The organism is Herbaspirillum camelliae (assembly GCF_001929405.1).
GTDB classification, from domain to species: Bacteria; Pseudomonadota; Gammaproteobacteria; order Burkholderiales; family Burkholderiaceae_D; genus Herbaspirillum; species Herbaspirillum seropedicae.
Genome location: NZ_KV880769.1, coordinates 803,180 through 828,611, shown reverse-complemented (window position 1 = coordinate 828,611; position 25,432 = coordinate 803,180). Strand labels below are relative to the sequence as shown.

At 63.4% G+C, this 25,432-nt stretch carries 26 protein-coding genes and 1 tRNA gene; 17 read left to right on the top strand and 10 right to left on the bottom strand.

All coding sequences use genetic code 11. The features are described from left to right. Positions 1 to 2: 2 nt before the first annotated feature. The 5 genes from BGK68_RS03805 to lpxC all read left to right on the top strand — a co-directional run bounded on the left by BGK68_RS03805 (position 3) and on the right by lpxC (position 5,322). Positions 3 to 773, top strand: a complete 771-nt coding sequence (locus tag BGK68_RS03805) for a cell division protein FtsQ/DivIB (RefSeq protein WP_075255994.1) — start codon at positions 3 to 5, stop codon at positions 771 to 773. Between the two features lie 10 nt (positions 774 to 783). Then, positions 784 to 2,016 carry a cell division protein FtsA gene (gene ftsA, locus BGK68_RS03800; RefSeq protein ID WP_008334543.1) on the top strand — a complete coding sequence of 411 codons (1,233 nt, stop codon included), beginning with the start codon at positions 784 to 786 and terminating at the stop codon, positions 2,014 to 2,016. A gap of 287 nt (positions 2,017 to 2,303) precedes the next feature. After that, on the top strand, positions 2,304 to 3,488 hold the full coding sequence (ftsZ, locus tag BGK68_RS03795) for a cell division protein FtsZ (RefSeq protein WP_075255993.1): 1,185 nt from the start codon (positions 2,304 to 2,306) through the stop codon (positions 3,486 to 3,488). A gap of 212 nt (positions 3,489 to 3,700) precedes the next feature. Beyond that, entirely contained in the window at positions 3,701 to 4,207 is a 507-nt protein-coding gene (locus BGK68_RS03790) for a peroxiredoxin (RefSeq protein WP_013232389.1), read from the top strand. Between the two features lie 179 nt (positions 4,208 to 4,386). Further along, positions 4,387 to 5,322, top strand: coding sequence for a UDP-3-O-acyl-N-acetylglucosamine deacetylase (gene lpxC / locus BGK68_RS03785; protein WP_069372856.1), 936 nt, complete (start codon positions 4,387 to 4,389; stop codon positions 5,320 to 5,322). Between the two features lie 118 nt (positions 5,323 to 5,440). Here lpxC and BGK68_RS03780 read toward each other — a convergent pair whose 3' ends face one another. After that, entirely contained in the window at positions 5,441 to 5,995 is a 555-nt protein-coding gene (locus BGK68_RS03780) for a DciA family protein (protein WP_069372857.1), read from the bottom strand. A gap of 53 nt (positions 5,996 to 6,048) precedes the next feature. Between BGK68_RS03780 and BGK68_RS03775 the strand changes: the two genes are divergently transcribed. From BGK68_RS03775 to BGK68_RS03745, 7 genes are all read left to right on the top strand, one after another. Further along, entirely contained in the window at positions 6,049 to 7,026 is a 978-nt protein-coding gene (locus BGK68_RS03775) for a M23 family metallopeptidase (protein ID WP_075255992.1), read from the top strand. A gap of 273 nt (positions 7,027 to 7,299) precedes the next feature. Further along, positions 7,300 to 10,056: a preprotein translocase subunit SecA gene (gene secA / locus BGK68_RS03770; RefSeq protein WP_075255991.1), complete on the top strand. Its 2,757-nt coding sequence runs from the start codon at positions 7,300 to 7,302 to the stop codon at positions 10,054 to 10,056. Between the two features lie 153 nt (positions 10,057 to 10,209). Next, complete coding sequence (locus BGK68_RS03765) at positions 10,210 to 11,037, top strand: DUF2272 domain-containing protein (protein WP_233149231.1); 828 nt, start codon at positions 10,210 to 10,212, stop codon at positions 11,035 to 11,037. A 13-nt stretch (positions 11,038 to 11,050) separates the two neighbouring features. Then, entirely contained in the window at positions 11,051 to 11,803 is a 753-nt protein-coding gene (locus tag BGK68_RS03760) for an SGNH/GDSL hydrolase family protein (RefSeq protein WP_075255990.1), read from the top strand. Positions 11,804 to 11,838: 35 nt separating this feature from the next. Continuing rightward, positions 11,839 to 13,074: a bifunctional glutamate N-acetyltransferase/amino-acid acetyltransferase ArgJ gene (gene argJ, locus BGK68_RS03755; protein WP_075255989.1), complete on the top strand. Its 1,236-nt coding sequence runs from the start codon at positions 11,839 to 11,841 to the stop codon at positions 13,072 to 13,074. Between the two features lie 8 nt (positions 13,075 to 13,082). Continuing rightward, on the top strand, positions 13,083 to 13,958 hold the full coding sequence (locus BGK68_RS03750; protein WP_075255988.1) for an ATP-binding protein: 876 nt from the start codon (positions 13,083 to 13,085) through the stop codon (positions 13,956 to 13,958). Then, positions 13,958 to 14,407, top strand: a complete 450-nt coding sequence (locus BGK68_RS03745) for an NUDIX domain-containing protein (protein WP_075255987.1) — start codon at positions 13,958 to 13,960, stop codon at positions 14,405 to 14,407. Before BGK68_RS03750 ends, BGK68_RS03745 begins: the two co-directional genes overlap by 1 nt. Positions 14,408 to 14,450: 43 nt before the next feature. Here the strand turns inward: BGK68_RS03745 and yacG are convergent, their stop codons facing one another. The 7 genes from yacG to BGK68_RS03710 all read right to left on the bottom strand — a co-directional run bounded on the left by yacG (position 14,451) and on the right by BGK68_RS03710 (position 20,939). After that, entirely contained in the window at positions 14,451 to 14,636 is a 186-nt protein-coding gene (gene yacG, locus BGK68_RS03740) for a DNA gyrase inhibitor YacG (RefSeq protein WP_075255986.1), read from the bottom strand. Between the two features lie 29 nt (positions 14,637 to 14,665). After that, complete coding sequence (gene zapD, locus BGK68_RS03735) at positions 14,666 to 15,421, bottom strand: cell division protein ZapD (RefSeq protein ID WP_075255985.1); 756 nt, start codon at positions 15,419 to 15,421, stop codon at positions 14,666 to 14,668. A gap of 152 nt (positions 15,422 to 15,573) precedes the next feature. After that, complete coding sequence (coaE, locus tag BGK68_RS03730; RefSeq protein ID WP_075255984.1) at positions 15,574 to 16,194, bottom strand: dephospho-CoA kinase; 621 nt, start codon at positions 16,192 to 16,194, stop codon at positions 15,574 to 15,576. A gap of 11 nt (positions 16,195 to 16,205) precedes the next feature. Beyond that, the gene (locus BGK68_RS03725) at positions 16,206 to 17,069 is read right to left on the bottom strand and encodes a prepilin peptidase (protein ID WP_075255983.1); all 864 of its coding nucleotides are present in this window, start codon (positions 17,067 to 17,069) and stop codon (positions 16,206 to 16,208) included. A gap of 34 nt (positions 17,070 to 17,103) precedes the next feature. After that, a complete protein-coding gene (locus BGK68_RS03720; RefSeq protein ID WP_075255982.1) occupies positions 17,104 to 18,351 on the bottom strand; it encodes a type II secretion system F family protein in 1,248 nt (415 codons plus the stop codon). After that, entirely contained in the window at positions 18,338 to 19,471 is a 1,134-nt protein-coding gene (locus BGK68_RS03715; RefSeq protein WP_075255981.1) for a GspE/PulE family protein, read from the bottom strand. The genes BGK68_RS03720 and BGK68_RS03715 overlap by 14 nt, the downstream gene beginning before the upstream one ends. Before the next feature lie 163 nt (positions 19,472 to 19,634). Continuing rightward, positions 19,635 to 20,939, bottom strand: a complete 1,305-nt coding sequence (locus tag BGK68_RS03710) for an HlyC/CorC family transporter (protein ID WP_075255980.1) — start codon at positions 20,937 to 20,939, stop codon at positions 19,635 to 19,637. Between the two features lie 428 nt (positions 20,940 to 21,367). On the opposite strand from BGK68_RS03710, the gene infA reads away from it, so the two are divergent. Together infA and BGK68_RS03700 are read left to right on the top strand one after the other, a co-directional pair. Continuing rightward, entirely contained in the window at positions 21,368 to 21,631 is a 264-nt protein-coding gene (gene infA, locus BGK68_RS03705) for a translation initiation factor IF-1 (RefSeq protein ID WP_013232407.1), read from the top strand. A gap of 110 nt (positions 21,632 to 21,741) precedes the next feature. Next, positions 21,742 to 21,993 (top strand): hypothetical protein, encoded by a 252-nt coding sequence (locus tag BGK68_RS03700; RefSeq protein WP_075255979.1) that lies wholly within the window; start codon positions 21,742 to 21,744, stop codon positions 21,991 to 21,993. Between the two features lie 83 nt (positions 21,994 to 22,076). Here BGK68_RS03700 and BGK68_RS03695 read toward each other — a convergent pair. Next, a tRNA-Pro gene (locus BGK68_RS03695) sits at positions 22,077 to 22,153 on the bottom strand. A 16-nt stretch (positions 22,154 to 22,169) separates the two neighbouring features. Beyond that, positions 22,170 to 23,099 carry an octaprenyl diphosphate synthase gene (gene ispB, locus BGK68_RS03690; protein WP_198937276.1) on the bottom strand — a complete coding sequence of 310 codons (930 nt, stop codon included), beginning with the start codon at positions 23,097 to 23,099 and terminating at the stop codon, positions 22,170 to 22,172. A 367-nt stretch (positions 23,100 to 23,466) separates the two neighbouring features. Between ispB and rplU the strand changes: the two genes are divergently transcribed. The 3 genes from rplU (at position 23,467) to cgtA (ending at position 25,397) form a co-directional block, all read left to right on the top strand. Further along, positions 23,467 to 23,778, top strand: a complete 312-nt coding sequence (gene rplU / locus BGK68_RS03685; RefSeq protein WP_006713215.1) for a 50S ribosomal protein L21 — start codon at positions 23,467 to 23,469, stop codon at positions 23,776 to 23,778. Positions 23,779 to 23,826: 48 nt separating this feature from the next. Then, a complete protein-coding gene (rpmA, locus tag BGK68_RS03680) occupies positions 23,827 to 24,084 on the top strand; it encodes a 50S ribosomal protein L27 (protein ID WP_006713216.1) in 258 nt (85 codons plus the stop codon). A gap of 203 nt (positions 24,085 to 24,287) precedes the next feature. Then, positions 24,288 to 25,397, top strand: coding sequence for an Obg family GTPase CgtA (gene cgtA, locus BGK68_RS03675; protein ID WP_013232411.1), 1,110 nt, complete (start codon positions 24,288 to 24,290; stop codon positions 25,395 to 25,397). The last annotated feature ends 35 nt before the right edge of the window (positions 25,398 to 25,432 follow it).

Here is a 25,432-nt window from a genome sequence, read left to right as displayed (position 1 = left end):
CGATGTGGCAGGACGTCAAGATGCTCAACGCCATCAGCAGTGCGCTCCTTGCGCTGGTGCTGCTGGCCCTGGTGGCGTCGGGTTTGTGGTGGGTGGCGCAGCGGCCGATGTTTACGCTGCACACGATACGTATCGAGTCGGCGGGCGAGTTGCCGCTGGAGAAGGTCAATGCGTTGACGGTGCGGGCCACTGCAGTGCCGCGCATCCATGGCAATTTCTTCACCGCCGACTTGACGGCGGTGCGGGCGGCCTTCGAGGCGGTGCCCTGGGTGCGCAAGGCCATGGTGCGGCGTGAATGGCCGGACCGGCTGGTGGTGAAGATCGAGGAACACAAGGCCCTGGGGACCTGGGGCGAAGATGGCAAGTTGTTGTCGCAGAAGGGCGATGTGTTTACCGCCAACCTGGCCGAGGCCGAGGACGACACCGACCTGCTGGAGTTTGATGGCCCGCCCGGCAGCGAGAAGCAGGTGGTGGCGCGGCTGGCGCAGTTTCGCCAGTGGTTTGCGCCCATCAAGCTGGAGCCGGAGTCGCTGGTGCTGTCCAACCGTTATGCCTGGACGATACGGCTGGACAATGGCATGACGGTCGAGCTGGGCCGCGACCAGGGCGATGCGGTGTTGAAGGAACGTGTGGCGCGGCTGGTGGCGGTCTATCCGCAACTGCTGGACAGGCTGCAAGGAAAGATAGAAAGCGTCGACTTGCGCTATCCCAACGGGATGGCCTTGAAGGCGGATGGAATGGTGCTGGCGGCAATGAACGGGAAAAAGAAATAAGCGGAACGATATGACAAAAGACGCAAAAAATCTGATCGTCGGTCTCGACATCGGCACCTCGAAAGTGGTGGCGGTGGTGGCCGAGGTGCTGCCCGACGGCCGCCATGAAGTGATCGGGCTGGGGCAGTCCGAATCCAAGGGGCTCAAGAAGGGGGTGGTGGTCAACATCGAGGCCACCGTCGAATCCATCCAGCGCGCCCTGGAAGAAGCCGAGCTCATGGCCGACTGCAAGATCCGCAATGTCTATACGGGCATCGCCGGCAGTCACATCCGCAGCTTCAATTCCAGCGGCATGGTCGCCATCAAGGACAAGGAAGTGACCGCCGCCGACGTCTCCCGCGTGATCGAGACCGCCAAGGCGGTCAACATCCCGACCGACCAGCAACTGCTGCATACGGTCCCGCAGGAATTCATCGTCGACAACCAGGAAGACGTGCGCGAGCCCATCGGCATGAGCGGCATCCGCCTGGAAGTGAAGGTGCACATCGTCACCGGCGCGGTCTCTGCGGTGCAGAACATCGTCAAGTGCGTGCGCCGCTGCGGCCTGGAAGTGTCGGACCTGATCCTGCAGCCGATGGCCTCGGCCGATTCGGTGCTGACCACCGACGAGCGCGAGCTGGGCGTGGTGCTGGTCGATATCGGTGGTGGCACCACCGACGTGGCCGTCTTTACCGAAGGGGCGATCCGCCATACCGCCGTGATTCCCATTGCTGGCGACCAGATCACCAACGACATCGCCATGGCCCTGCGCACGCCGACGCTGGAAGCCGAAGAAATCAAGCTGCGCTATGGCGTGGCCAAGCAGATCCTGGCCGACCCGACCGAGACGCTGGAAGTGCCCGGCCTGGGTGACCGCAATCCGCGCACCCTGTCGCGCCAAGCGCTGGCAGCTGTCATCGAACCGCGCGTGGAGGAGCTCTTTGCGCTGGTGCACCAGGTGGTGCGTGAATCGGGTTATGAAGAGGTGCTGTCCTCGGGCATCGTGTTGACCGGCGGCTCGGCGATGATGCCGGGCATGACCGAGCTGGCCGAGGACATCTTCTTGAAGCCCGCCCGCCTGGGTACGCCCGAATACAGCGGCCAGCTGGCCGACGTGGTGCGCAGTCCGCGCTACTCGACCGTGCTGGGTCTCTTGCAGGAAGCCAAGAAGCAGTACCTGCGCGGCTACATCGTGACCCGCCAGGAGGGTTCGGTGAAGGCGGTCTGGCAGCGCATGAAGGAGTGGTTCCTGGGTAATTTCTGAACGATGCAGACGGCGTGAGCTGGCAGGAGCGCCGAGTGCATCAGGATGTAAAAGCATTGGCCGTCAGTGATTCAACAGCGGTACGGTGCAGCATGAAAAAAAACAGAAGCAAATGGCAGCAAGGCAGCAAATGGGCAGGACAGTTTTTGGATTGGCAGTAAGCAGGCAAGCAAATTAACGAAGTCAACGAATCAACGTTTAGACAGCAGTGATCAGTTGCTAGTCGTCACACCGCGTGATGCCTATCAACTGCCAGCTGCAGGACACATATATTTAAAGGAGTCATCATGGAAATCGATATGGTCGACAATGCTACGCTGGGTACGATCATCAAGGTCGTGGGCGTAGGCGGTGCTGGCGGCAATGCCGTGCAGCACATGATCAACAAGGGAGTGTCGGGGGTGGAATTCATCGCCGCCAACACCGACGCCCAGGCGTTGAAGCAATCCAAGGCGCACAACGTCATCCAGATCGGCGATACCGGCCTGGGTGCTGGCATGCAGCCTGACGTCGGCCGCCGTCTGGCCGAGGACACCCGTGCCCGCATCGAGGATTCGCTGCGTGGCGCGCACATGGTCTTCATCGCAGCCGGCATGGGCGGCGGCACCGGTACCGGCGCGGCTCCCGTGGTGGCGCAGGTGGCCAAGTCGCTGGGTGCGCTGACCGTGGCGGTGGTTTCCAAGCCGTTCTCCTACGAAGGCCAGAAGTGCATGGACATCGCGGACGCTGGTCTGGAAGAGCTGTCCCAGCACGTCGATTCGCTGATCATCATCTTGAACGAGAAGCTGGAAGAGATCTACGAAGACGACAGCATGATCGAATGGCTGTCCCACGCCGATGACGTGCTCAACAATGCCGTCGCCGGGATTGCCGAGATCATCAATGTGCCGGGCCACATCAACGTCGACTTCAACGACGTCAAGACCATCATGGGCGAGCAGGGCAAGGCCATGATGGGCACCGCCACCGCTTCCGGCGTGGACCGCGCCCGCGTGGCGGCCGAGCAGGCCGTGGCCTCGCCGCTGCTGGATGGCATCGACCTCTCTGGCGCGCGCGGCGTGCTGGTCAATGTCACCGCCAGCCGCAGCCTCAAGGGTAAGGAAATCAAGGAAGTCATGTCCACCGTGCGCGCCTTCGCGGCGCCCGACGCTTCCATCGCTCAAGGCATCGCCTACGACGACAGCATGGGCGACGAGATCCGCGTGACCGTCGTGGCCACCGGCCTGGGCCGCGCCCGCAAGGCCGTGCAACTGGTGCAGACTCCGGTCATGCGCACCGGCACCCACAACGAGCCGATCATGGCCGTTGGCGGCGCGCCGCAAGGCGGTGCACAGGCCGCGCCTGCCTTTGGCGGCCTGAAGGCGCCGGCGGTATGGCGTCGCGAGTCGGCCTCCGACACCGTGCGCGCGCTGGAAAAGAACGGCATGGAAACCTACGACATCCCGGCCTTCCTGCGCAAGCAGGCGGACTGAACGTCGCTGCATTGGATGGTCCTGCTTGCACAGTCGCAGCAGGCCGGACCGATCCGAGGCATACTAACGCCGCGCCTGGTGCGCGGCGTTTTTCATGCGCGCGCCGGCGGCTCGTGGCTGGCTTCATTGCGCCTGACAGGCGTCACCGAGCTAGTCGCAGCACCGATGCACTCCCCCCAATTCATAGCTATACAACCAGACGAGGAAACACCATGACCATCAAGATCGGCGACCGCCTGCCCGAAGGCACCCTGACCGAATTCATCGAGACCGAGACCGAAGGCTGCAGCCTGGGCCCGAACGCCTTCAAGGTGTCGGACCTGGTCAAGGGCAAGAAGATCGCGCTGTTCGCCCTGCCAGGCGCCTTCACCCCGACCTGTTCGGCCAAGCATGTGCCGGGTTATATCGCCCTGGCCGACCAGTTCAAGGCCAAGGGTGTGGATGAGATCTGGTGCATCTCGGTCAACGACGCCTTCGTCATGGGCGCCTGGGGCCGCGACCAGAAGGCCACTGGCATCGTGCGCATGTTCGGTGACGGCAGCGCCACCTTCACCAAGGCGCTGGGCATGGAGTTCGACCTGACCGAGCGCAACATGGGCGTGCGTTCGCAGCGTTATTCGATGCTGGTCGAAGACGGCGTGGTCAAGCAACTGAACCTGGAAGCGCCGGGCAAGTTCGAGGTCTCCAACGCCGAGACCTTGCTGGCGCAGCTGGGCTGATTGCTGCCAGGCATCAAGAAGACGGCATGCTGCGGCATGCCGTTTTTCCTGGCGTAAATGTTTTATTGCATTGCTGCGCCTGCTGACATGATCCTGACGCCAGCTTGCAGATGGGAACGATTTGCAACAAAGCCGCGCCCGTCGGGGCGGGGCAGGGGCATCTTGGCTATAATGCCTGGATGTTGAAACAGCGCACAATCAAGAATCTGGTCAAGACCACCGGTGTGGGTCTGCACTCCGGCACCAAGGTCGAGCTGACCCTGCGTCCGGCCGCACCCGACACCGGCATCATCTTCCGTCGCATCGATCTCGATCCCGTGGTCGAGCTGCCGATGATGGCCACCGGCGTGGGCGACACCCGCATGGCCTCGACCCTGACCAAGGATGGCGCCAAGGTATCCACCGTCGAACACCTGCTGTCGGCCTGCGCCGGCCTGGGACTGGACAACCTCTACATCGACCTGACCGCCGAAGAGATTCCCATCATGGATGGTTCGGCCTCGTCCTTCGTCTTCCTGCTGCAGCAGGCAGGCCTGCAGGAGCAGGAAGCGCCCAAGAAGTTCATCCGCGTCAAGAAGCCCGTGGAAGTGCGCGAGGGCAGCGGCGACAAGGAAAAATGGGCGCGCCTGGAACCCTATGACGGTTTCCGCCTGAAGTTCTTCATCGAATTCAACCATCCGGCCGTGGACGGCACCGGCCAGGTGGCCGAGGTCGATTTCGGCATCGATTCCTACGTCAAGGAAATCGCCCGCGCGCGCACCTTCGGTTTCATGCAGGACGTGGAAACCCTGCGCGGCATGGGCCTGGCGCGCGGTGGTTCCTTCGAGAACGCCATCGTCATGGATGAGTACCGCATCCTCAACGCCGACGGCCTGCGCTACGACAACGAGTTCGTGCGCCACAAGATCCTCGACGCCATCGGCGACCTCTACATCATCGGCCATCCGCTGCTGGCCAGCTACGACGCCCACAAGTCCGGCCACGGCCTGAACAATCTCTTGCTGCGCGAACTGCTGGCGCAGCCGGATGCCTACGAGATCGTCAGCTTCGATACGCTTGAGAAGGCGCCGCAGACCTATGTCATGCAGGCCAAGCAGGAGTGGGCGCTCAACTGAGGCTAGTCCCCGTCCAGAAAGCAAACGCCCCGGCAATTTGAGTTGACCGGGGCGTTTGCTTTTTCGGCATGCGACGAGGAAATCCTTGTCAATTTTTTAGTGAAATCTCGGAAACCGACTACTTTCCCTCTGGAAATGGCGGCGCTTCTCCCGCTTGTTTGGCCAATCGGCGCCGTTCGCGCCGCTGTAACATGGCGTCAATGGCATCCTTGAGGCCTTGGCTGCGCGGGTCCCGGGCCAGGTTGCTGCTGAGTTCGGCGAAGGAAGAGAGGGCGTCTTCGGTCAATTCCAGCACCCGTTTCGGGGCGGGCGGAGGCTCGGTCCGGCCAACTTGCACTTTGATTCGGATTGAATTAACCTGCCATCCGTCCTTCAGCAGGCGGTCCTGCAAGCGGGGGAGCTGTTGCTTCAACCGGGCCGCCAGTGCTGCGTTGGGCGCGCTCATGACCAGCACGCCTGCCTCGAAATGCAGGATCTGACACGCGGCAAACATCGCCGGCAGCGCCGCAGCCACCGACTGCTGCAGCGTGCCCATGCGAGCCAGGGCAGGCAAGAGCGCTGCCATTGTCGAATTCGACCGCAAGAAATCCGCGGCTCCCTTCGTGCTCTTCGCCATGCGTTGAGCGCTCGTGGGGGCAGGCCGATAAGGGGTGAACGTAGATGGGTACTTCATCTTTAAACCTTATCACATCCGGTGTCTGACCGGCCGGAGACCAAGGAGCAAAGATGCAAATTATCCTGTTGCACCCCCGTTTCACCAAAGCCCGTTCCATCACGCTCGGTACGCGTCACCTGCTGCTCCTCCTGCTGTTGCTGATCGGCTCGGTGATTGGCTGCTCGATGCTGATCTCCTATCTCATGCTGCGCCAGGCCGGCGACCCCGAGGCGTCGCCCATGTTGCACAAGCTGGCGGCGTCGATGAGCCAGGAAGAGGACGACCGCAAGGAAAAATTCGTCAAGGAAAACCTGGCCATGATGGCCGTCAAGGTGGGCGAGATGCAGGCCCAGATGATGCGTCTGGATGCGCTGGGCGAGCGGGTGCAGGGCCTGGCCGGCATCCGCCCCGAGGAATTCAACTTCAAGGAACCGCCCGGCCGAGGTGGCGCGGAAGTCTCCAGCCTGGCCGGCCCCGGCCGCGATGTCGGCCTCGATGAGCTGCGCCGCATGCTGGACAACCTGGCCGTGGATGCCGGTCACCGCACCGACTACCTCAACGCGGTTGAGTCCACGCTGATGGGCGACAAGATCAAGTCGCGCCTGTTGCCGACCAACCAGCCGGTCAATGTTGCCTACAACTCATCGAGCTTCGGCTGGCGGCTGGATCCCTTCACCGGCCATAACGCCTTCCATGAAGGCCTGGACTTCCCCGCGCCGGTGGGCACTCGCATCGTGGCCGCCGCCGCCGGAGTGGTGATTGCCTCTGAATATCATTACCAGTTTGGCAACATGCTGGAAATCGACCACGGCAACAACATCATCACCCGCTACGCCCACGCCTCGCGCCTGTTCGTCAAGGTGGGAGACATCGTCAAGCGCGGCCAGCATGTGGCCGACGTCGGCTCTACCGGCCGCTCTACTGGCGCCCACCTGCATTTCGAGGTGCGCATCCGCGGCATCGCGCAGGACCCGCGCAAGTTCCTGGCGCTGGGCGCCAATGGCGGCAACCAGCCCAAGCAGATGCCGGTCTTCGTGGCCGGTCGCTGATCTCGCGGCTCCCGTAGCTTCCGTAGTTTCCGCTTTTCCTGGCCCGGCAGCTCGCCGCGGCCTCCTGCAGCTTTTTCAGCAGCCCATTGAAACCTGGCCAACGCGCCCGATCTAACGCCCATGCAGCATCTGCACGGGCGCGAAAGCCATTGGCACGGGCCTGCGTGCTAGAATCCATGGTTTATTTTCGGGCGTTGTCGGCTGGAATCGCGCAGCCGGGAGCCCAACGTCACTCTGCCGGATCGTTCATCGGCGCTTTTATAGAATCCAAGCATGTCATTCCTGACCAAGATTTTCGGCAGCCGTAACCAGCGACTGCTCAAACAATATCAAAAAATCGTCCGCCAGATTAATGCGCTGGAGCCCTCGGTCGAGAAGCTGACCGACGCCGAACTGCAAGCCAAGACGCCCGAATTCAAGCAACGCATCGCCGGCGGCGAGGCTCTGGACGCGATCCTGCCGGAGGCCTTTGCGGTCTGCCGCGAAGCCAGCCGCCGCGTGCTCAAGATGCGCCACTTCGACGTCCAGTTGATCGGCGGCATGGCCTTGCACTTCGGCAAGATCGCCGAAATGCGCACCGGCGAAGGCAAGACCCTGATGGCGACGCTGCCGGCCTACCTCAATGCCCTGGCCGGCAAGGGTGTGCACGTGGTCACCGTCAACGACTACCTGGCCCAGCGCGACGCGGAAGACATGGGTCGCCTCTACAGCTGGCTGGGCCTGACCACTGGCGTGAACCTGTCGCAGATGGAACACGACGTCAAGCAGGAAGCCTACGCCGCCGACATCACCTACGGCACCAACAACGAATTCGGCTTCGACTACCTGCGCGACAACATGGTCTTCGACGCCGACGACCGCGTGCAGCGCGCACTGAACTTCGCCATCGTCGACGAAGTGGACTCGATCCTGATCGACGAGGCGCGCACGCCCCTGATCATCTCCGGCCAGGCCGAGAACCACACCGAGCTGTACCACAAGATGAACGCCGTGCCGCCGCTGCTGACCCAGCAGATCGGCGAAGAGACGCCGGACGGCAAGGGCAAGGTCGAAGTCCCCGGCGACTACACCAAGGACGAGAAGAGCCACCAGGTCCTGCTGACCGAAGCCGGTCACGACAAGGCCGAGGAAATCCTGACCCAGATGGGCCTGCTGCCCGAAGGCGCTTCGCTCTATGACGCCGCCAACATCACCCTGATCCACCACCTGTACGCTGCCCTGCGCGCACACACCCTGTACCATCGCGACCAGCATTACGTGGTGCAGAACGGCGAAGTGGTGATCGTCGACGAATTCACCGGCCGCCTGATGACGGGCCGCCGCTGGTCCGACGGCCTGCACCAGGCCGTCGAAGCCAAGGAAGGCGTGAAGATCCAGAACGAGAACCAGACCCTGGCCTCGATCACCTTCCAGAACTACTTCCGCATGTATGCCAAGCTGTCCGGCATGACCGGTACGGCCGATACCGAAGCCTACGAATTCCAGGAAATCTATCACCTGGAAACCGTGGTGATCCCGCCCAACCGTCCCAATGCCCGCAAGGACCGCCAGGACCAGGTCTACAAGACCGCGCAAGAGAAGTACATGGCGATGTTGAAGGACATCCAGGACTGCTACGAGCGCGGCCAGCCCGTGCTGGTGGGCACCACTTCGATCGAGAATTCGGAACTGCTCTCGGGCATCCTGACCAAGGCCAAGCTGCCGCACAATGTCCTCAACGCCAAGCAGCACGCGCGTGAAGCAGAGATCGTGGCGCAGGCCGGCCGTCCCAAGATGATCACCATCGCCACCAACATGGCCGGTCGCGGTACCGACATCGTGCTGGGCGGCAACGTGGGCAAGCAGATCCAGCTGATCGAGGCCGACGAATCCCTGTCCGACGCCGACAAGGCCGCCAAGTCGCAGCAGCTGCGTGATGAATGGCAGTCCCTGCATGATCACGTGGTCAATGCCGGCGGCCTGCACATCATCGGCACCGAGCGTCACGAATCGCGTCGCGTGGACAACCAGCTGCGTGGCCGTTCCGGCCGCCAGGGCGATCCGGGTTCCTCGCGCTTCTACCTGTCGCTGGATGACGCGCTCTTGCGCATCTTCGCCGGTGACCGCGTGCGCGCCATCATGGACCGCCTGAAGATGCCCGAAGGCGAACCGATCGAAGCCGGCATCGTGACCCGCTCCATCGAATCGGCCCAGCGCAAGGTGGAAGCCCGCAACTTCGACATCCGCAAGCAATTGCTGGAATACGACGACGTCGCCAACGACCAGCGCAAGGTCATCTACCAGCAGCGCAATGAACTGCTGGAGTCGGGCGAGATGGCCGAGATGATCGCCTCCCTGCGCGATGGCGTCTTCACCGACCTGTTCCGCCAATACGTGCCGGCCGAGTCGATGGAAGAGCAGTGGGACATCCCCGGCCTGCAAGCCGTGCTCAAGAACGAATGGCAGCTCGACGTCTACCTGGAAGCCACCCTCAAGGCCGAGCCTGACATGGCCGACGACGACCTGCTGGCGCATCTGCTGAAGGCGGCCAAGGACGCCTACGACGCCAAGGTGGCCGTGGTCGGCGTGGAAGCCTTCGCCGGCTTCGAGCGCAGCGTCATGTTGCAGAGCATCGACAACCACTGGCGCGAACACCTGGCCGCGCTCGATCACCTGCGTCAGGGCATCCACCTGCGCGGCTATGCGCAGAAGAATCCCAAGCAGGAATACAAGCGCGAAGCCTTCGAGCTGTTCGCCCAGATGCTGGACCTGATCAAGAACGAAGTGATCAAGGTGGTCATGACGGTGCGCATCCAGAGCCGCGAAGAAATCGAAGCGGCTGAGGAAAGCATTTCCGGTGGCTCGCCCATCAACGTCAACTACCAGCACGCCGACTTCGACCCCGAAGCCGCGCCGGAAGAACTGCTGGCGCCGACCGCCCAGGCCGGTTCCGATGACGACGGTTCGGAATACGCCAAGGTCGGCCGCAACGACCCTTGCCCCTGCGGCAGCGGCAAGAAGTACAAGCAGTGCCACGGCAAGCTGGCCTGATCGCCGCCTAGCCCGATGTGAAGAGGCCGTCCACCTGCCAGGGTGGACGGCCTTTTTTCTGCGCGGCGCATGAAGGCTTCTGCATGAAGCGCCCGGCTGGCCTTATCATGGGCGCTCCGGCAGCCATCGTCTGCCGCCCAGGAGAACAAGAAGATGTCCCTCGCCACGCTGGTCCGCGCTTTGCCCTTGTCTTTTTCATCCTCCCGTCTGGCCTGTGTTGCTGCAGCCACTGCCGTTCTGCTGGCCGGTTGCGCTTCCTCGCCGTTGCCGCAATGGCGCGACAGCGACAATGCCGGTTACGCCCCGGTGACGCCCGCCATCCCGGTGACCAATACCGCCGTGCCCGCAGTGGCCATCAGCACCGCTCCGCCCACGCGGGCAGCGCTGGTGGAGGCGGCCAAGGCCGAGTGGGATTTCTTTGGCAACCAGCAGATCGACATGCGCCACGAGCCCTTCAGTGCGCCACGCCTGGGTTTGTTGGAGGATGAGGGCGAGGCCGTGCAGCGCGTGGCCGAGTATTGGCATGCGGTGGGTAAGAACCTGACTGGCGCTGACTGCCAGCAAGCCTGGTCGGCCGCCTTCATTTCCTGGCTGATGGTGAGCACCAATGTGCCGCCGCAGGATTTCGCGCCCAACGAAACCCACTTCAATTACCTGAGCTTCCTCAAGGACCGCGAGTCCCGGCCCTCGCCGCAATTCCTGCTGCGCCCGGCGGACAGTGAGCCCATCGCCGCCGGTGACCTGATCTGCGCTCCGCGCGGCAACAACAACATCACGTCTATCGATGACATCCGCCCCGGCCTGGCCGGTCATTGCGATGTGGTGGTGGAAGTGCATGCCGATGATGGCTGGGCCGGGGTGATTGGCGGCAATGTCTTCAATTCGGTGTCGGAATCGCTGATCCCGGTGGATGGGCAGGGGCGGGCGCAGCCGATTGCGGCGCGGCCGTGGCTGGTCGTGGTCAAGAATCTGCTGCCCTGATGAGGGTAGCGGCATGCTGATCCTCGCCAAGCTGTTGCTGGGGCCGCTGCTGCTGGCGCAAGCCAGGCGCTTGCGCAGGACGGCCCTGCGTCTGCCGGAAGCTGCCGGCCCGCGTGCTGGGCTGGAGCCAGCACCAGCCACTGCGGCGGGCAGCGACGCGCCGTTGCGCCTGCTGGTGGTGGGCGACTCATCGGCGGCAGGCGTGGGGGTGGAACACCAGGAGCAGGCGCTGGCCCAGCCGCTGGCGCGCCATCTGGCCGGGCGCACGGGCCGTCCGGTCGCCTGGCAGCTGGTGGCGCAAAGCGGCGTCAATTCGCTTGAAGCGCTGGACCTGCTGGCGCGCCACGAGATCGGTCCGGCGGCGGTGCTGGTGGTGGCGCTGGGCGTCAATGACGTCACTTCGCAGATGCCGCCGCAGCGCTACCTGGCCAATCTGCGCCTGCTGTGCGAGCGCCTGATGGCGCAGGCGGGCGTGCAGCACATCGTCTTCTCGGGCTTGCCGCCCATGCACCTCTTGCCGGTGGCGCCGCAGCCACTGCGCTGGTACCTGGGGCGCTATGCCCGCAAGCTGGACCGCGCCCTGCGCGACTGGATCAGCACCGAGCCCGCCCTGCGTTACTGCTCGCTGCAATGGACGCTCCCTCATGAAATGGCGATCGACCGCTTCCATCCCGGCCCTGGCCAATACGCCCAATGGGCCAGGATGAGCGCCGAGATCATCGAAACCGAGTTCCTGCGTCATCAGCCGGTGACGGAAAGTGTTTAAAATACCCGTTCCGATTTTTACGCTGAAAGCTCGCCATGGCCGTCAATTCCCCGATTCCCGTTCCTTCTGACCTGAAAGCCGTCGCTGGCATCGAACTCGGCCATGCCGAGGCGGGTGTGCGCAAGGCCAATCGCAAGGACGTGCTGGTCATGAAGCTGGCCGAGACGGCCACCGTGGCGGGCGTGTTCACCAAGAACCGTTTCTGTGCCGCCCCGGTGCAGATCTGCCAGGCCAATCTGGCCCAGTTGAGCGCCGGCAAGCCCATCCGCGCCCTGGTCATCAACACCGGCAACGCCAACGCCGGCACCGGTGAGGAAGGCCTGCAGCGCGCCAAGTCGGTCTGCGCCGCCCTGGCCCAGCAGATGGGCGTGGAAGCGCAGCAGATCCTGCCATTCTCGACCGGCGTGATCCTGGAGCCGCTGCCGGCCGACCGCATCATCGCCGGCCTGCCGCAGGCCATCGGCAACCTCAAGGCCGACAACTGGTTCAACGCGGCCGAGTCCATCATGACCACCGACACTCAGCCCAAGGCGGCCTCGCGCACCCTTACCATCGGTGGCAAGCAAGTGGTGATGACCGGCATCAGCAAGGGCGCCGGCATGATCAAGCCCAACATGGCCACCATGCTGGGCTTCCTGGCCTTCGACGCCAAGCTGCCGCAGGCCCTGCTGAACCAGCTGGTCAAGGACGCCGCTGACCACTCCTTCAACTGCATCACCATCGATGGCGATACCTCGACCAACGATTCCTTCATCCTGATGGCCACCGGCGCCGGCGAGCTGGAAATCACCAGCGCCGACAGCGAGGAATACAAGCAGCTGGCCGCCGCCGTCACCGACCTGTCGCAGCACCTGGCGCACCAGATCGTGCGCGATGGCGAAGGCGCCACCAAGTTCATCGAGGTGGCCGTGGAAGACGGCAAGAGCGTCGAGGAATGCCGCCAGATCGCCTACTCCATCGGCCACTCGCCGCTGGTCAAGACCGCCTTCTTCGCCTCCGACCCGAACCTGGGCCGCATCCTGGCCGCCATCGGCTATGCCGGCATCGATGACCTGGATGTGTCCAGGATCAACCTGTGGCTGGATGACGTGTGGGTTGCCAAGGACGGTGGCCGCAATCCGGATTACCGCGAAGAAGATGGCCAGCGCGTCATGAAGAAGGCGGAGATTGTGGTGCGCGTGAAGCTGGCGCGTGGCGCGGCCAAGGCGTCCATCTGGACCTGCGACCTGTCGCACGACTACGTGTCCATCAACGCCGACTATCGTTCCTGAGCGCCTCCATGACCCAGCTAGACCAATTCCTGCAGCGCGCCGAAGCCTTGCTGGCGCGCGTCGAAGCCATCCTGCCCCAGGCCGCGGCCCGCGAACCGGACTGGAATGCCGCGGTTGCCTTCCGCTGGCGTGGCGCCACTGCGCAGCGCCCTGGCTACCTCCAGGCGGTCGGCCACATCTCCCAGATCGGTTTGTCGGACCTGCACAATATCGGCCCGCAAAAGGAACAGATCGACCAGAACACCCGCCAGTTCGTCGAAGGCCGGCCGGCCAACAACGTGCTGCTGACGGGCGCACGCGGCACCGGCAAGTCCTCGTTGATCAAGGCCTGCCTGAACCAGTATGCCGATCGCGGCCTGCGTCTGATCGAGGTGGACAAGGACGACCTGCATGATCTGCAGGACATCGTCGAACTGGTGGCGGCACGCCCGGAACGCTTCATCGTCTTCTGCGATGACCTGTCCTTCGAAGAAGGCGAGGGTGGCTACAAGGCGCTGAAGGTGGCGCTCGATGGCAGCATCGCCGCCCAGTCCGATAACGTCCTCATCTACGCCACCTCGAACCGTCGCCACCTGATGCCGGAACGCCTTTCCGACAACAGCACCTATACCCACACCGAGGATGGCGACCTGCATCCCGGCGAGACGGTGGAAGAAAAGATCTCGCTCTCCGAGCGCTTCGGCCTGTGGGTGACCTTCTACCCCTTCAAGCAGGACGATTTCCTGGACATCGTGGCGCACTGGCTGCGCCACTTCGGCTGCAATGACGCCCAGATCGCCGAGGCCCGCGCCGATGCGCTGCGCTGGGCGCTGCAACGCAGTTCGCGCTCGGGCCGGGTGGCCTGGCAGTTCGCGCGCGACTACGCCGGCAAGGCGCAGGGCTGATGAGCGCTGAGTCCAAGCCTAGCGGCAAGCCCGTTGGCAAGCCCATTGGCAAGCCCATCGACGTGGCCGTAGGCATCCTGATGCAGCCCAACGGCGATGTGCTCTTGGGGCAGCGGCCGGAAGGCAAGCCCTATGCGGGTTACTGGGAATTCCCCGGCGGCAAGGTGGAGGCCGGCGAAAGCATCTTCGCCGCCCTGCAGCGCGAGTTCAAGGAAGAGCTGGGCATCGAGGTGCTCGACGGCGAGCCCTGGTGTGGTGTCGAGCACGTCTATCCGCATGCCCATGTCCGCCTGCATTTCTACATCAGCCGCCAGTGGCGCGGCCAGCCGCAGAGCCTGGAAGGCCAGGCCTTCGCCTGGCAGGGCAGCGTGGGCGTGGCGCCCTTGCTGCCGGCCACGATCCCGCTGATCGAATGGCTGGATCAGCTGAGATACGGCGAAAAACGGTAAATTGAGCAGGAAATTGAGCGAGGATGAACGAAAAAGTCCGTGATCACTGCACGGGCTTGTCGCCTTCGTCTTCCAGCGGCAGGTTCACGGCCGGGATGGTGTATTTCTCTTCGGCCCAGGCGCCCAGGTCGATTTGCTTGCAGCGTTCGGAGCAGAAGGGGCGAAACTTGTTCTTTTCACTCCATTCCACCTTGGCCCCGCAGGTGGGGCAGTCAACGATCGTAGCCATACTTTCTACTTCACTTCCATCACATCAGTTCAAAAGCCGCACAGGGCCAGTTCGAAGGGGACTTCGCCCTCGAAGGAGCGCGGCTTCTCGTCACCATCCTGCTGGGTGAAGCGCACCCACAGCATGTACTTGTTGGCCGAGATCTCGGGAATCGCGCCGAGCTCCATGTCGAGTGACAAGCGCAGCATCTGGTAGACCTTGCCTTGCAGCATCTGCTGGTAACTGCCGCCTTCGGCATTGATCTTCACCGCATGGCCGGATTCGCGCAGCAGCCGCATGACGATGGCGATGGCGTCGAACAGTGGGATCAGCGGAGCGAACCAGTTGGAAATATCCTGGAAGCGGCGCTCGAAGGGATGTTGTTGCCACGCGTAGTAGGTGGGCAGGTCGAATTCACAAGCGCCGCCGGGGATGATGGTGCGGCCGCGGATGCTCATGAGCCATTCATTGTCGCGGATGTTCTGGCCGGTCTTGCCTTGCGCGGCAGCCAGGGCGCTGCTGGCCTGGTCCACTTCGGCGAGGATGGCGTTGAGCATCTCGGGCTCGACATTGGGATTGGACTGGTAGGCCAGCAGGATCTGCTTTTGCCGTTCCAGCTCTTGCAGCAGGTCGGACTTGAGGTCGGCGCGTCCGGCGACCTCCAGCATTTCAAAAATGGTGGCAAGGGCGATGTGATGCTGATGCGGGCTTTCCTGATGCAGGAAGAAGACGAACTTCTCATACAGGTCTTCCAGTCGCAACAGCGTGCGAATACGCTCGTTGAAAGGGTATTCGTAGACGATCAAAGCATGATCCCTTTATTGGTTGAGCCGGACTTGTTAGGCCGCTGACAGGCCGCGGGTGCAAAAACCTCGTCAACAATGCGATGTCTGTGATTCTGACCCATGCAGCAGAAAATTACAAATGCATGCCGCATCAAATGAAGCGCCAAGCAGGCTCAGCGCTGTGCTGCGAGCGCAAGGTATTGTGAATGCAAGTTGCGCACCCGTTCCGGCAGGCTGTCGGCGGCGCCGCCGTTGTCGACGACGTCATCGGCCACGGCCAATCGCGCCTGGCGGCTGGCCTGCGCGGCCATGATGGCTTCCACCTCGTCGCGGCGCAGGCCATTGCGCTGCATGACGCGAGCGACCTGCACTTCTTCGGGGCAATCGACCACCAGGATGCGGTCGGCGCGTCCGACCCAGTTGCCCGATTCCACCAGCAGCGGCACCACGAAGATGACGTAGGGGCCGGTGGCTACTTCGGCCGCCCGCAGGGTCTCGCTGCGGATCAGGGGATGCAGGATGGCCTCCAGTGCGTGGCGCGCCTCGGGATTGCCGAAGACGTGCTGGCGCATGCGGGGACGATCCATGGCGCCGCGCGCATCGATGAAGTCCGCGCCGAAGTGCTCGATGATAGGTGCGATGGCCAGGCCGTCAGGCGCAGTCAGGGCATGGGCGATGGCGTCGGTATCGACCAGCGCCGCGCCGAGTGCGCCGAACAGTTCGGCCACGGTGGTCTTGCCGCTGCCGATGCCGCCGGTCAGGCCGATGGTGAAGCGTTCAGAAAGTGCAGTCATGCGAATCCAGGTCAGTAGTCGTAAAGTCCCCGCCAGAGCCAGTCCAGTCCCTGCAACAGCGCCAAGAGGCCGGCGCTGGCCAGGCAAGGCCCGAAGGGAATGGCCTGGCCGCGGCGATGCCGGCCAGCCGCCATCAGCGCCAACCCTAGCACCGCGCCCATGGCTGAGGCCAGCAGCAGGATCACCGGCAGCGCCTGCCAGCCCAGCCAGGCGCCCAGCGCGGCCATGAGCTTGAAGTCGCCATAGCCCAGCCCATCCTTGCCGGTGATGAGTTTGAAGAGCCAGAAGATCAGCCATAGCACGCCATACCCGGCCGCAGCACCCAGCACCGCATCCTGCAAGGGCACCAGGCGGTGCGTCAGGTTCACCAGCAGGCCCAGCCACATCAGCGGCAGGGTCAGGTCGTCGGGCAGCAGCATGGTGTGGGCGTCGATGAAGGCCAGGGCTACCAGCGTGGCCGTGCAGGCCATCACGGCCAGGCCTGTTACGCCCAGGCCGAAGCGCCAGGCCGCGACGGCGAACAGTGCCGCCGTCAACAGCTCCACCAATGGATAACGCAGGCCGATGGCGGCCTGGCAGTGGCCACAGCGCCCGCGCAGCAGCAGCCAGCTCAGCACCGGCAGCTTGTGGCGCCAGGGCAGCGGAGTCGCGCAGTGCGGGCAGGCCGATGCGGGCAGCCAGAGGTCGTAGCGGTCGTGATGGGGCGGCGTCTCACCACGCTCTTGCGCCACGAAGTTGGCGCTTTCGCGCAGCATCATGATGGGCAGGCGATGGATCAGCACATTCAGGAAACTGCCCACCAGCAAGCCCAGCAGGGCCGCCAGCGCGCAGAGGATGGGGTCGCCAGGGACGGCGTAGGCTTCCAGGAAGGGCATCGTGGCAATCGTGGATCGGGCATCGGGGTGTTCGTCAGACGACGGACCCCATGCGGAACACCGGCAGGTACAGGGCAATGACCAGGCCGCCGATGACCAGGCCCAGGACCGTCATGATAGCCGGTTCCATGAGGCTGGTCAGTGCCGTGACCGTGTCATCGACTTCGCGCTCGTTGAGTTCGGCGATCTTGATGAGCATGGCGTCGAGCGTGCCGGTCTCCTCGCCCACGGCGGTCATCTGGACGGCCAGGTCGGGGAAGACGCCTGTGGCCTGCATGGCCGCATGCAGCGAGGCGCCATTGCGCACCGCATCGCGCACGGCCAGGCTGGCTTGGCCGATGACCACATTGCCGGTCGCGCCGGCCACCGTCTCCAGCGCTTGCACCAGGGCGATGCCCGCGCCCAAGAGGGTGCCGAAGGTGCGGCTCCAGCGCGCCAGCGCGGCCTGCCTGAGCAAGCCGCCCAGCAAGGGCAGGCGCAAGGAGAGACGCTGGGCGTGCTGGCGCAGGGGCAGCGAGCGTCGCCAGGCCTGCAGCCCTGCCAGGGCCGCGATCACCAGCCCCGGCAGCAGCCAGGGCCACGCCTGTGTCAGCGCGTGCGCCAGGCTCATCACGATACGGGTGGGCAGGGGTAGCTCAGCCCCGAAATGGCGAAACATCTGTTCGAAGGCCGGCACCACCCACAGCATGATCACCACGGTCACGGCCACCGCCACCAGCACCACCGCGCAGGGATAGGCCAGTGCGGCGCGCACCTTGCCTCTGAGGGCCAGGGATTTCTCGCGGTAGCTGGCAATGCGGGCCAGCATGCTGTCGAGTACGCCGGCGCTTTCCGCAGCCCGGACCAGTTGGCAGAACAGTGCATCGAAGCGCTGCGGATGACGCGCCAGCGCCGCATGCAGGCTGTCGCCGCGCGCCACATCCTGGCGGATGGTGGCCAGCAGCCCGCCCAGGGCATCGGCGCCGGCGCCACGGATGGCGATATCGAGCGCCTGCAACAGCGGCAGCCCGGCTTGCAGCATGGTGGCCAGTTGCCGGGTGAAGAGCACGATCTGCTTGTCGGTGATGCGACGCCGGCCCCTGCGCGCCGAGGTACCCGGCGCTGGTGCCGCAACTGCGGTGTCGGCAGGCTGCAGTCGTGCCACCCGTACGCCAGCCTGGCGCAGCGCCTGGCGCGCGGCAGTGGCGTCGCGCGCCTGCAGGACGCCGCGCTGCGGCCGTCCCTGGCGGTCCAGGCCCTCCCAGCGGAAGCGGCTGTCCTGACTGCGTTCAGGTGCTGGCAAGGACTTCTCCCAGGCTGGTGTCGCCGCGCAAGGCCTTGAGCAGGCCGGCGCGGCGCAGGTCGATGACGCCCTCGGCGCGGGCCTGCCGGGCGATATCCTGGGTGCCGGCCTGGGCCTGGATCAGCGACTGCATCGTGGCACTGACCGGCATGACCTGGTAGATGCCGGTGCGGCCGCGATAGCCGGTATGGCTGCACGCCGGGCAGCCGTGCGGCACGAAGCTGCCCGACGCATCGCGCGCCGGGCGGCGGCAGCTGCACAGCCTGCGCACCAGCCGCTGGGCCACGATCAGGCTGACCGAGGCGGCAATGTTGTAGGCCGGTACGCCCATGTTGAGCAGGCGCGTGAGCGTGGCCGGGGCGTCATTGGTATGCAGGGTGGAGAGCACCAGATGGCCGGTCTGCGCAGCCTTGATGGCGATGTCGGCGGTGTCGAGGTCGCGGATCTCGCCCACCATCAGCACATCCGGGTCCTGGCGCAGGAAGGCCCGCAGCGCCACCGCGAAGTTCAGGCCGGCGCGTTCGTTGATGCTGACCTGATTGATGCCGGGCAGATTGATCTCGACCGGGTCCTCGGCGGTGGCGATGTTGATGCCCGGACGGTTCAGCCGCTGCAGGCAGGCATACAGCGAGACCGTCTTGCCCGAGCCGGTGGGACCGGTCATGAGCACCATCCCATGCGGCCGCGCGATGGCCTGTTGCAGCGCCTGCAACTGGGCCGGCTCGTAACCCAGTTGTTCGAGTGCGAGGGCGGCCTGCTCGGTGTCGAGGATGCGCAGCACGATCTTTTCGCCGAACTGCGTGGGCAGGGTCGAGACGCGGAAGTCCACTGTACGGGTTTCCAGGGCCAGGCGCATCTTGCCGTCCTGGGGCAGGCGTTTTTCGGCGATATCCAGCCGGGCCAGGATCTTGAGCCGGGTCGCCAGCTTGTCCTTCAGGCTCAGCGGCGGCTGCGCCAGTTCATGCAGGATCCCGTCGATGCGCAGGCGCACCCGGCAATAATGTTCGAAGGGCTCGAAATGCAGGTCCGATGCGCCCATGCTGACGGCATCGGCCAAGAGCTTGTACAAGAGCCGCACGACGGGAACGTCGTCGGCCAGGGGAGTCTCGGAAGCTTGCATGGATGACCTCGCGCGCGAGGTCGCCGACGGAGGCGGCGACCGGGGGCAGGCAGTCTCCCATGCGGGTTTGCGCGGAGGAAAGCAGGGCCGCTATTGGCTGCGGCGAAGTCGGCAGAGTTCGACGAAGGGTTTCGAGGCCTTGTTCGCCGGGCTCACTCTACCTTTAGTCGGGCATCGAGGACGCCGCTCCCGACGTCTGCGCCAGCGCGATCAGCTTGACCATGCGGATGGCCTGGTTCTGCACCTGGACAATCTCGATCACGCAGCCATCCATCTTCACGGCCACGCTGGCTTCGGGGATGTCCTGCAGGTATTCCAGCAACAGGCCGTTGATGGTCTTGGGGCCATCCAGCGGCAGGTGCAGGCCGAGGCGCTTGTTGATGTCGCGCAGGGTGGTGCTGCCTTCGAGCAGGCAGGCGCCGTCCTTGTCCCAGCCGAAGCCTTCGCCGGAGCTGCCCGGTGAGGAGGTGGTGAATTCGCCGATCATCTCTTCGATGATGTCTTCCAGCGTCACCAGGCCTTGCACCTCGCCATATTCATCGACCACCACGCCCAGCCGCTCGTGGTTTTCCTGGAAGTACTGCAACTGGGTGAAGACGTCGGTTTCCACCGGTACGTAGTAGGGCGCCGAGAGCAACTCGCGGATGTCATCGTGGCTGATCTCCTCTTCGCGGCGGAACAGCGAGACCGTCTTGCGCACATGCAGGATGCCGACGATGTGATTGATCTCACCCTCGAAGACCGGCAGCTTGTTGTGGTAGCAGGTGGCCAGCTGGTGCAGGATGTCATCGACCGGCGCAGCCAGGTTCAGGGCCTCGACCTGAGAGCGTGGCGTCATCACGTCTTCGACCGAAATCTTTTCCAGGTCGAACAGGTTCAGCAGGATGCTCTTGTGCTTTTGCGGAATGAAGCTGCCGCCCTCGAGCACGATGGAGCGCAGCTCTTCGGGCGAGATGCGCTGTTCGGCGGCGCGCGCGCCGGTCTTGATGCGCAGCAGCCTGAGAATGGCCGAGACGAACAGGTTGACGAACCAGATCAAGGGCTTGGCCACCCGCATCAACGGCTTGAGGATGAAGCCGGTAAAGAGCGAGATGCGCTCGGGATAGGTGGCGCCGATCACCTTGGGCACGATTTCCGCGAAGATGATCAGCAGCGCCGCCACGCAGGCCGTGGCCGCCGTGATGACGCGCTGGTGGTTGCCGAAGGCGGCGATGGCCAGGGCCGTCACCAGGGCGGTGGCCAGGGCGTTGATGGCGGTATTGGCGATGAGGACCAGCGAGAGCAGCCGCTCGGTGCGGTCCAGCAGCCACAGGATGGTGATGGCGGCGCGATTGCCCTGCTTGGCCAGGTGCCGCAGGCGATGGCGGTTGGCGGCCATCAGCGCCGTCTCGGTCATGGAAAAGAAGGCCGAGAGCAGGATCAGGATGAAGAGTGCAAGAACTTGCACCCATATGGGTACGGTTTCCAAACGTTGCCGTCAGGTTGATTACCCTCAGCGGAGGGAGGCGGCGGGCCTGTTTGCTTGCCGGCAAGGCAGGCAGCGCAGGGCGGCCAGGGAGCGCCAAAGTCTAGACGATGGGGGAGTATCCCGCAAGCGGGCATGCTGGCGATGGCGACAAGTGCGAAGTGGGCGTATAATGCCTGGATCGCTCATGAAAAGAGCGGAAATCCCGATCTCCATGAGTGTTGCTGCCGACGCAATCCTCGTGCTTCGCATCTCCATCCGCTTCCCCGAGTTACTGAACGCTGTCGGCCTCACCGCAAGCGCGTTCGCATGTCCTCCGACCTTTACGTTCCCGGCCTCCCTGCTGCGTGGCCAGTCGTCAAAGCCAGAGTTTGCAAATCCCCGAGCCCTTCCTCGCTGGAGGTCGCGTGCTCACGTCAAAGAAAGAGAAAATGGCAAAAGAAGAACTGATTGAAATGCAAGGACAAGTCTCCGAAGTCCTGCCCGATTCGCGTTTCCGCGTGGCGCTGGACAATGGTCATTCGCTGATCGCCTACACCGCTGGCCGCATGAAGAAGAACTTCATCAAGATCCTGGCCGGTGACAAGGTCACGCTGGAACTGTCGCCCTATGACCTGAACAAGGGCCGCATCATCTTCCGTCACCTCGAAAACCGTGGTCCGACCGGTCCCCGTCCGGGCTTCCGTCGCCGCTAGCAACAGGTCTGGCATTGCCGGGTGCATTTCCTGCGCCCTCTGGAGAGCCGCCGCCAGTGCGCCGGCGGTGCTTTCTCCTCATCAGGTCGGTATTGCGAAAGAAGAACAATATGCAAAGTCCGATCGATCACTGCGACCATTACCATGGCTACCAGGTCAGTCTGAGCTGCATTCAGCGCGGTGGCCTCTGGAAGGTGGCCGGCATCACCATCGTGCGCAACGATACGCTCGCGCCGCTTTTCCCCAGGCGCGCCTTGCCGGGACAATCTCCTGATGCCGACCACGCCGTGCAGCGCGGGATGGGCTGGGCGCGCGCGGTGATCGACAACCTCGATCCCGGACGGCTGGTCGAGGCTGTCTAGCAGACGGAAGTGGAGAAGTGGAAATGAAAAAGCCCAGCATCGCAGCTGGGCTTTTTTGTCCTTGATGTGCAAGGAAATAATTCTGGTCGGGGTGAGAGGATTCGAACCTCCGGCCTCTACGTCCCGAACGTAGCGCTCTACCAGGCTAAGCTACACCCCGTCGAGTGAGATCTAAGTCAGTGATTTCGATCTACTGCGAAAGCCGATAATTCTAACAGGGATTTTTTGAATTGGCTATCCGGAAGTGAAATAATTGCGTCAGCTGCCCGGCGGGCGGCGATTTCCGCCTGTTCGCGGGTGTAGGCCAGCGCGCCGGAATGGGTGATGGCCGACAGCACTTCGTCGAAATGCTGCTCGTCGCCATTCTCGATGCAGGTGCGCACCAGCTCGCGTTGCTGCGGCGTGCCGTGCTGCATCAGCCAGATCAGCGGCAGGGTGGGCTTGCCTTCGCGCAGGTCGTCGCCGACGTTCTTGCCGATCTCGGCGCTGTTGCCGGAATAGTCCAGCACGTCGTCGATCAGTTGGAACGCGGTGCCGATGGAACGGCCATATTCGCCGGCGGCTTCGATGCCGTCCTCGTCGGCCCCAGCGATGAGCGCGCCGATCTGGCTGGCGGCTTCGAACAGCTTGGCGGTCTTGGAGCGGATCACCTGCAGGTAGCCGTTCTCGTCCACGTCGGGGTTGTGCATGTTGAGCAACTGCAGCACTTCGCCCTCGGCGATGACATTGGTGGCGTCGGCCACGATTTCCATCACGCGGGGATTGCCCACGGCGACCATCATCTGGAAGGCGCGCGAATACAGGAAGTCGCCCACCAGCACCGAAGCGGCGTTGCCGAACATGGCGTTGGCGGTCTGCTTGCCGCGCCGCAAGGAAGACTCGTCCACCACGTCGTCATGCAGCAGGGTGGCGGTGTGGATGAATTCGATCACCGCCGCCAGCGAGTGATGGTGTTCACCCTTGTAGCCGAAGGCGTTGGCGATGAGCACCACCAGAACCGGGCGCAGGCGCTTGCCGCCCGCACTGATGATGTATTCGGCGACCTGGTTGACCAACGGCACTTCCGAATACAGCTGCCGGCGGATGACTGCGTTGACCGCCTCCATGTCGGCGACGATCGGTTGCAGGATGGTTTGTTGCGAAGCGGTTTGTACGGCGGCAGACAAGGCGGAACCTGTGAAAAAGGGTTATTTCCGGGATTATACGATGACAAGGCAGGCCCACGCCAAAGACCGTGTTTGCAGGCAGGCGTGGGCGAGGTGCATTGCTGTGGTGAAATTCCCGTCGGATGGATAGCTTGCTCGTCCGGCAAGAATGGCTGGCGTCGTCGTTGTCCGGGCGGAAACTGTGTTGTACAGCGGTCGGGCAAAGTGTCAAGCCTTTTGACCGAGCAGCTAAGTGCCTGTATAATTTGCGGTTTTCCTGTTTCGGCAGGGGAAAATCGTTCTTATTCATTCATTCGTGAGGTTTCACATGTACGCGGTCATAAAAACCGGCGGCAAACAATACAAAGTTGCTGCTGGCGAAAAACTCAAAGTAGAACAGATACCGGCTGACATTGGCTCCGAAATCACTTTGGATCAAGTGCTCGCAGTGGGCGCAGGCGAAACCGTGAAGTTCGGTGCGCCGCTGGTCGCAGGTGCTACGGTGCTGGCTACTGTGGTAGCACAAGGTCGCCATGACAAGGTCCGCATCTTCAAGATGCGTCGTCGCAAGCACTACCAAAAGCGTCAAGGCCATCGTCAGAACTACACCGAACTGCAAATCGTCTCGATCAACGCCTAAGCGTTGACCCAAACGAACTGCTCATCCAAAGTCATCAAGGAGTTTTAAATGGCACACAAAAAAGGCGGCGGCACTACGCGCAACGGCCGTGACTCAGAATCGAAACGCCTGGGCGTCAAGGTTTATGGCGGCCAAGTGATCAACGCTGGCGGCATCATCGTCCGTCAACGCGGCACCCGCGTTCACGCTGGCGAAAACGTCGGCGTCGGCAAGGACCACACCCTGTTCGCCCTGAAGGACGGCAAGGTCAAGTTCGTTGTCAAGGGCCTGCAACAGCGTCAATACGCTACCGTCGTTACGGCGTAAGCGTTCCTGTCATCCGGGTTTGCCCGGAAACCAGGCATAAAAAAGGCTCTGCCGGCTGGTGGAGCCTTTTTGATTTTTGAAGAGCCGTCAACAAAGCGCCGAGCCCAGGCTTCCGTCGGAAGCGCCGGGGTGGGTCCTGACCAGGACCGAGGATGCATCGACGTTTTGTTAGCGGCTCCCATGACCCATGAGGCGTCCAAATCATGAAATTCATCGACGAAGCACGTATTGAAGTCGTGGCGGGGGATGGCGGCAACGGTGTCGCCAGCTTCTGCCGCGAGAAATTCCGCCCCTTCGGCGGTCCCGACGGCGGCGACGGCGGCAAGGGCGGCACCATCTGGGCCGTGGCCGACCGCAACGTCAACACCCTGATCGACTATCGCTACGCCAAGCTGCACCGCGCCGGTCGCGGCGAGAACGGCCGCGGCTCGGACTGCTACGGCAAGGGTGCCGACGATGTCTACCTGCGCATGCCGGTGGGCACGCTGATCGTCGACATCAATACCGGCGAGCATATCGCCGACCTGACCTTCCACGGCCAGACCGTGATGCTGGCCAAGGGCGGCGAGGGCGGCTGGGGCAACATCCACTTCAAGACCTCCACCAACCGCGCTCCGCGTCAGAAGACGGAGGGCAAGGAAGGCGAGCGCCGCGAACTGCGCCTGGAACTGAAGGTGCTGGCCGATGTGGGCCTCTTGGGCATGCCCAATGCGGGCAAGTCGACCTTCATCACGGCCGTCTCCAATGCCCGTCCGAAGATCGCCGACTATCCCTTCACCACGCTGCACCCGAACCTGGGTGTGGTGCGCGTGAGCCACGAGAAGAGCTTCGTGATCGCCGACATTCCCGGCCTGATCGAAGGTGCGGCCGATGGCGCCGGTCTGGGCGTGCAGTTCCTGCGCCACCTGCAGCGCACCGGTCTGCTGCTGCATATCGTCGATCTGGCGCCCTTCAATGAGGAAGTCGATCCGGTCAAGGAAGCCAAGGCCATCGTCCAGGAACTGAAGAAGTACGACCAGTCCCTGTTCGACAAGCCGCGCTGGCTGGTCCTGAACAAGCTGGACGTGGTGCCCGAGGCCGAGCGCGCCAAGCGCGTGAAGGACTTCGTCAAGCGCTTCGGCTGGAAGGGGCCGGTCTTCGAGATTTCGGCCCTGAACCGTGATGGCTGCGAAGAGCTCATCAACGAGATCTACAAGTATCTGGAAACCAAGCGCGCCGAAGAGCACCGTTCGGAAGAGACGCAGATGACCGAGGAAGCCCGCGCCATCTCCAGCATCGATCCGGACGATCCGCGCTTCAAGGTCCTGGACTGATTCACGCGTGCGCGGCCCCGTCCCTTCTCGGGGCT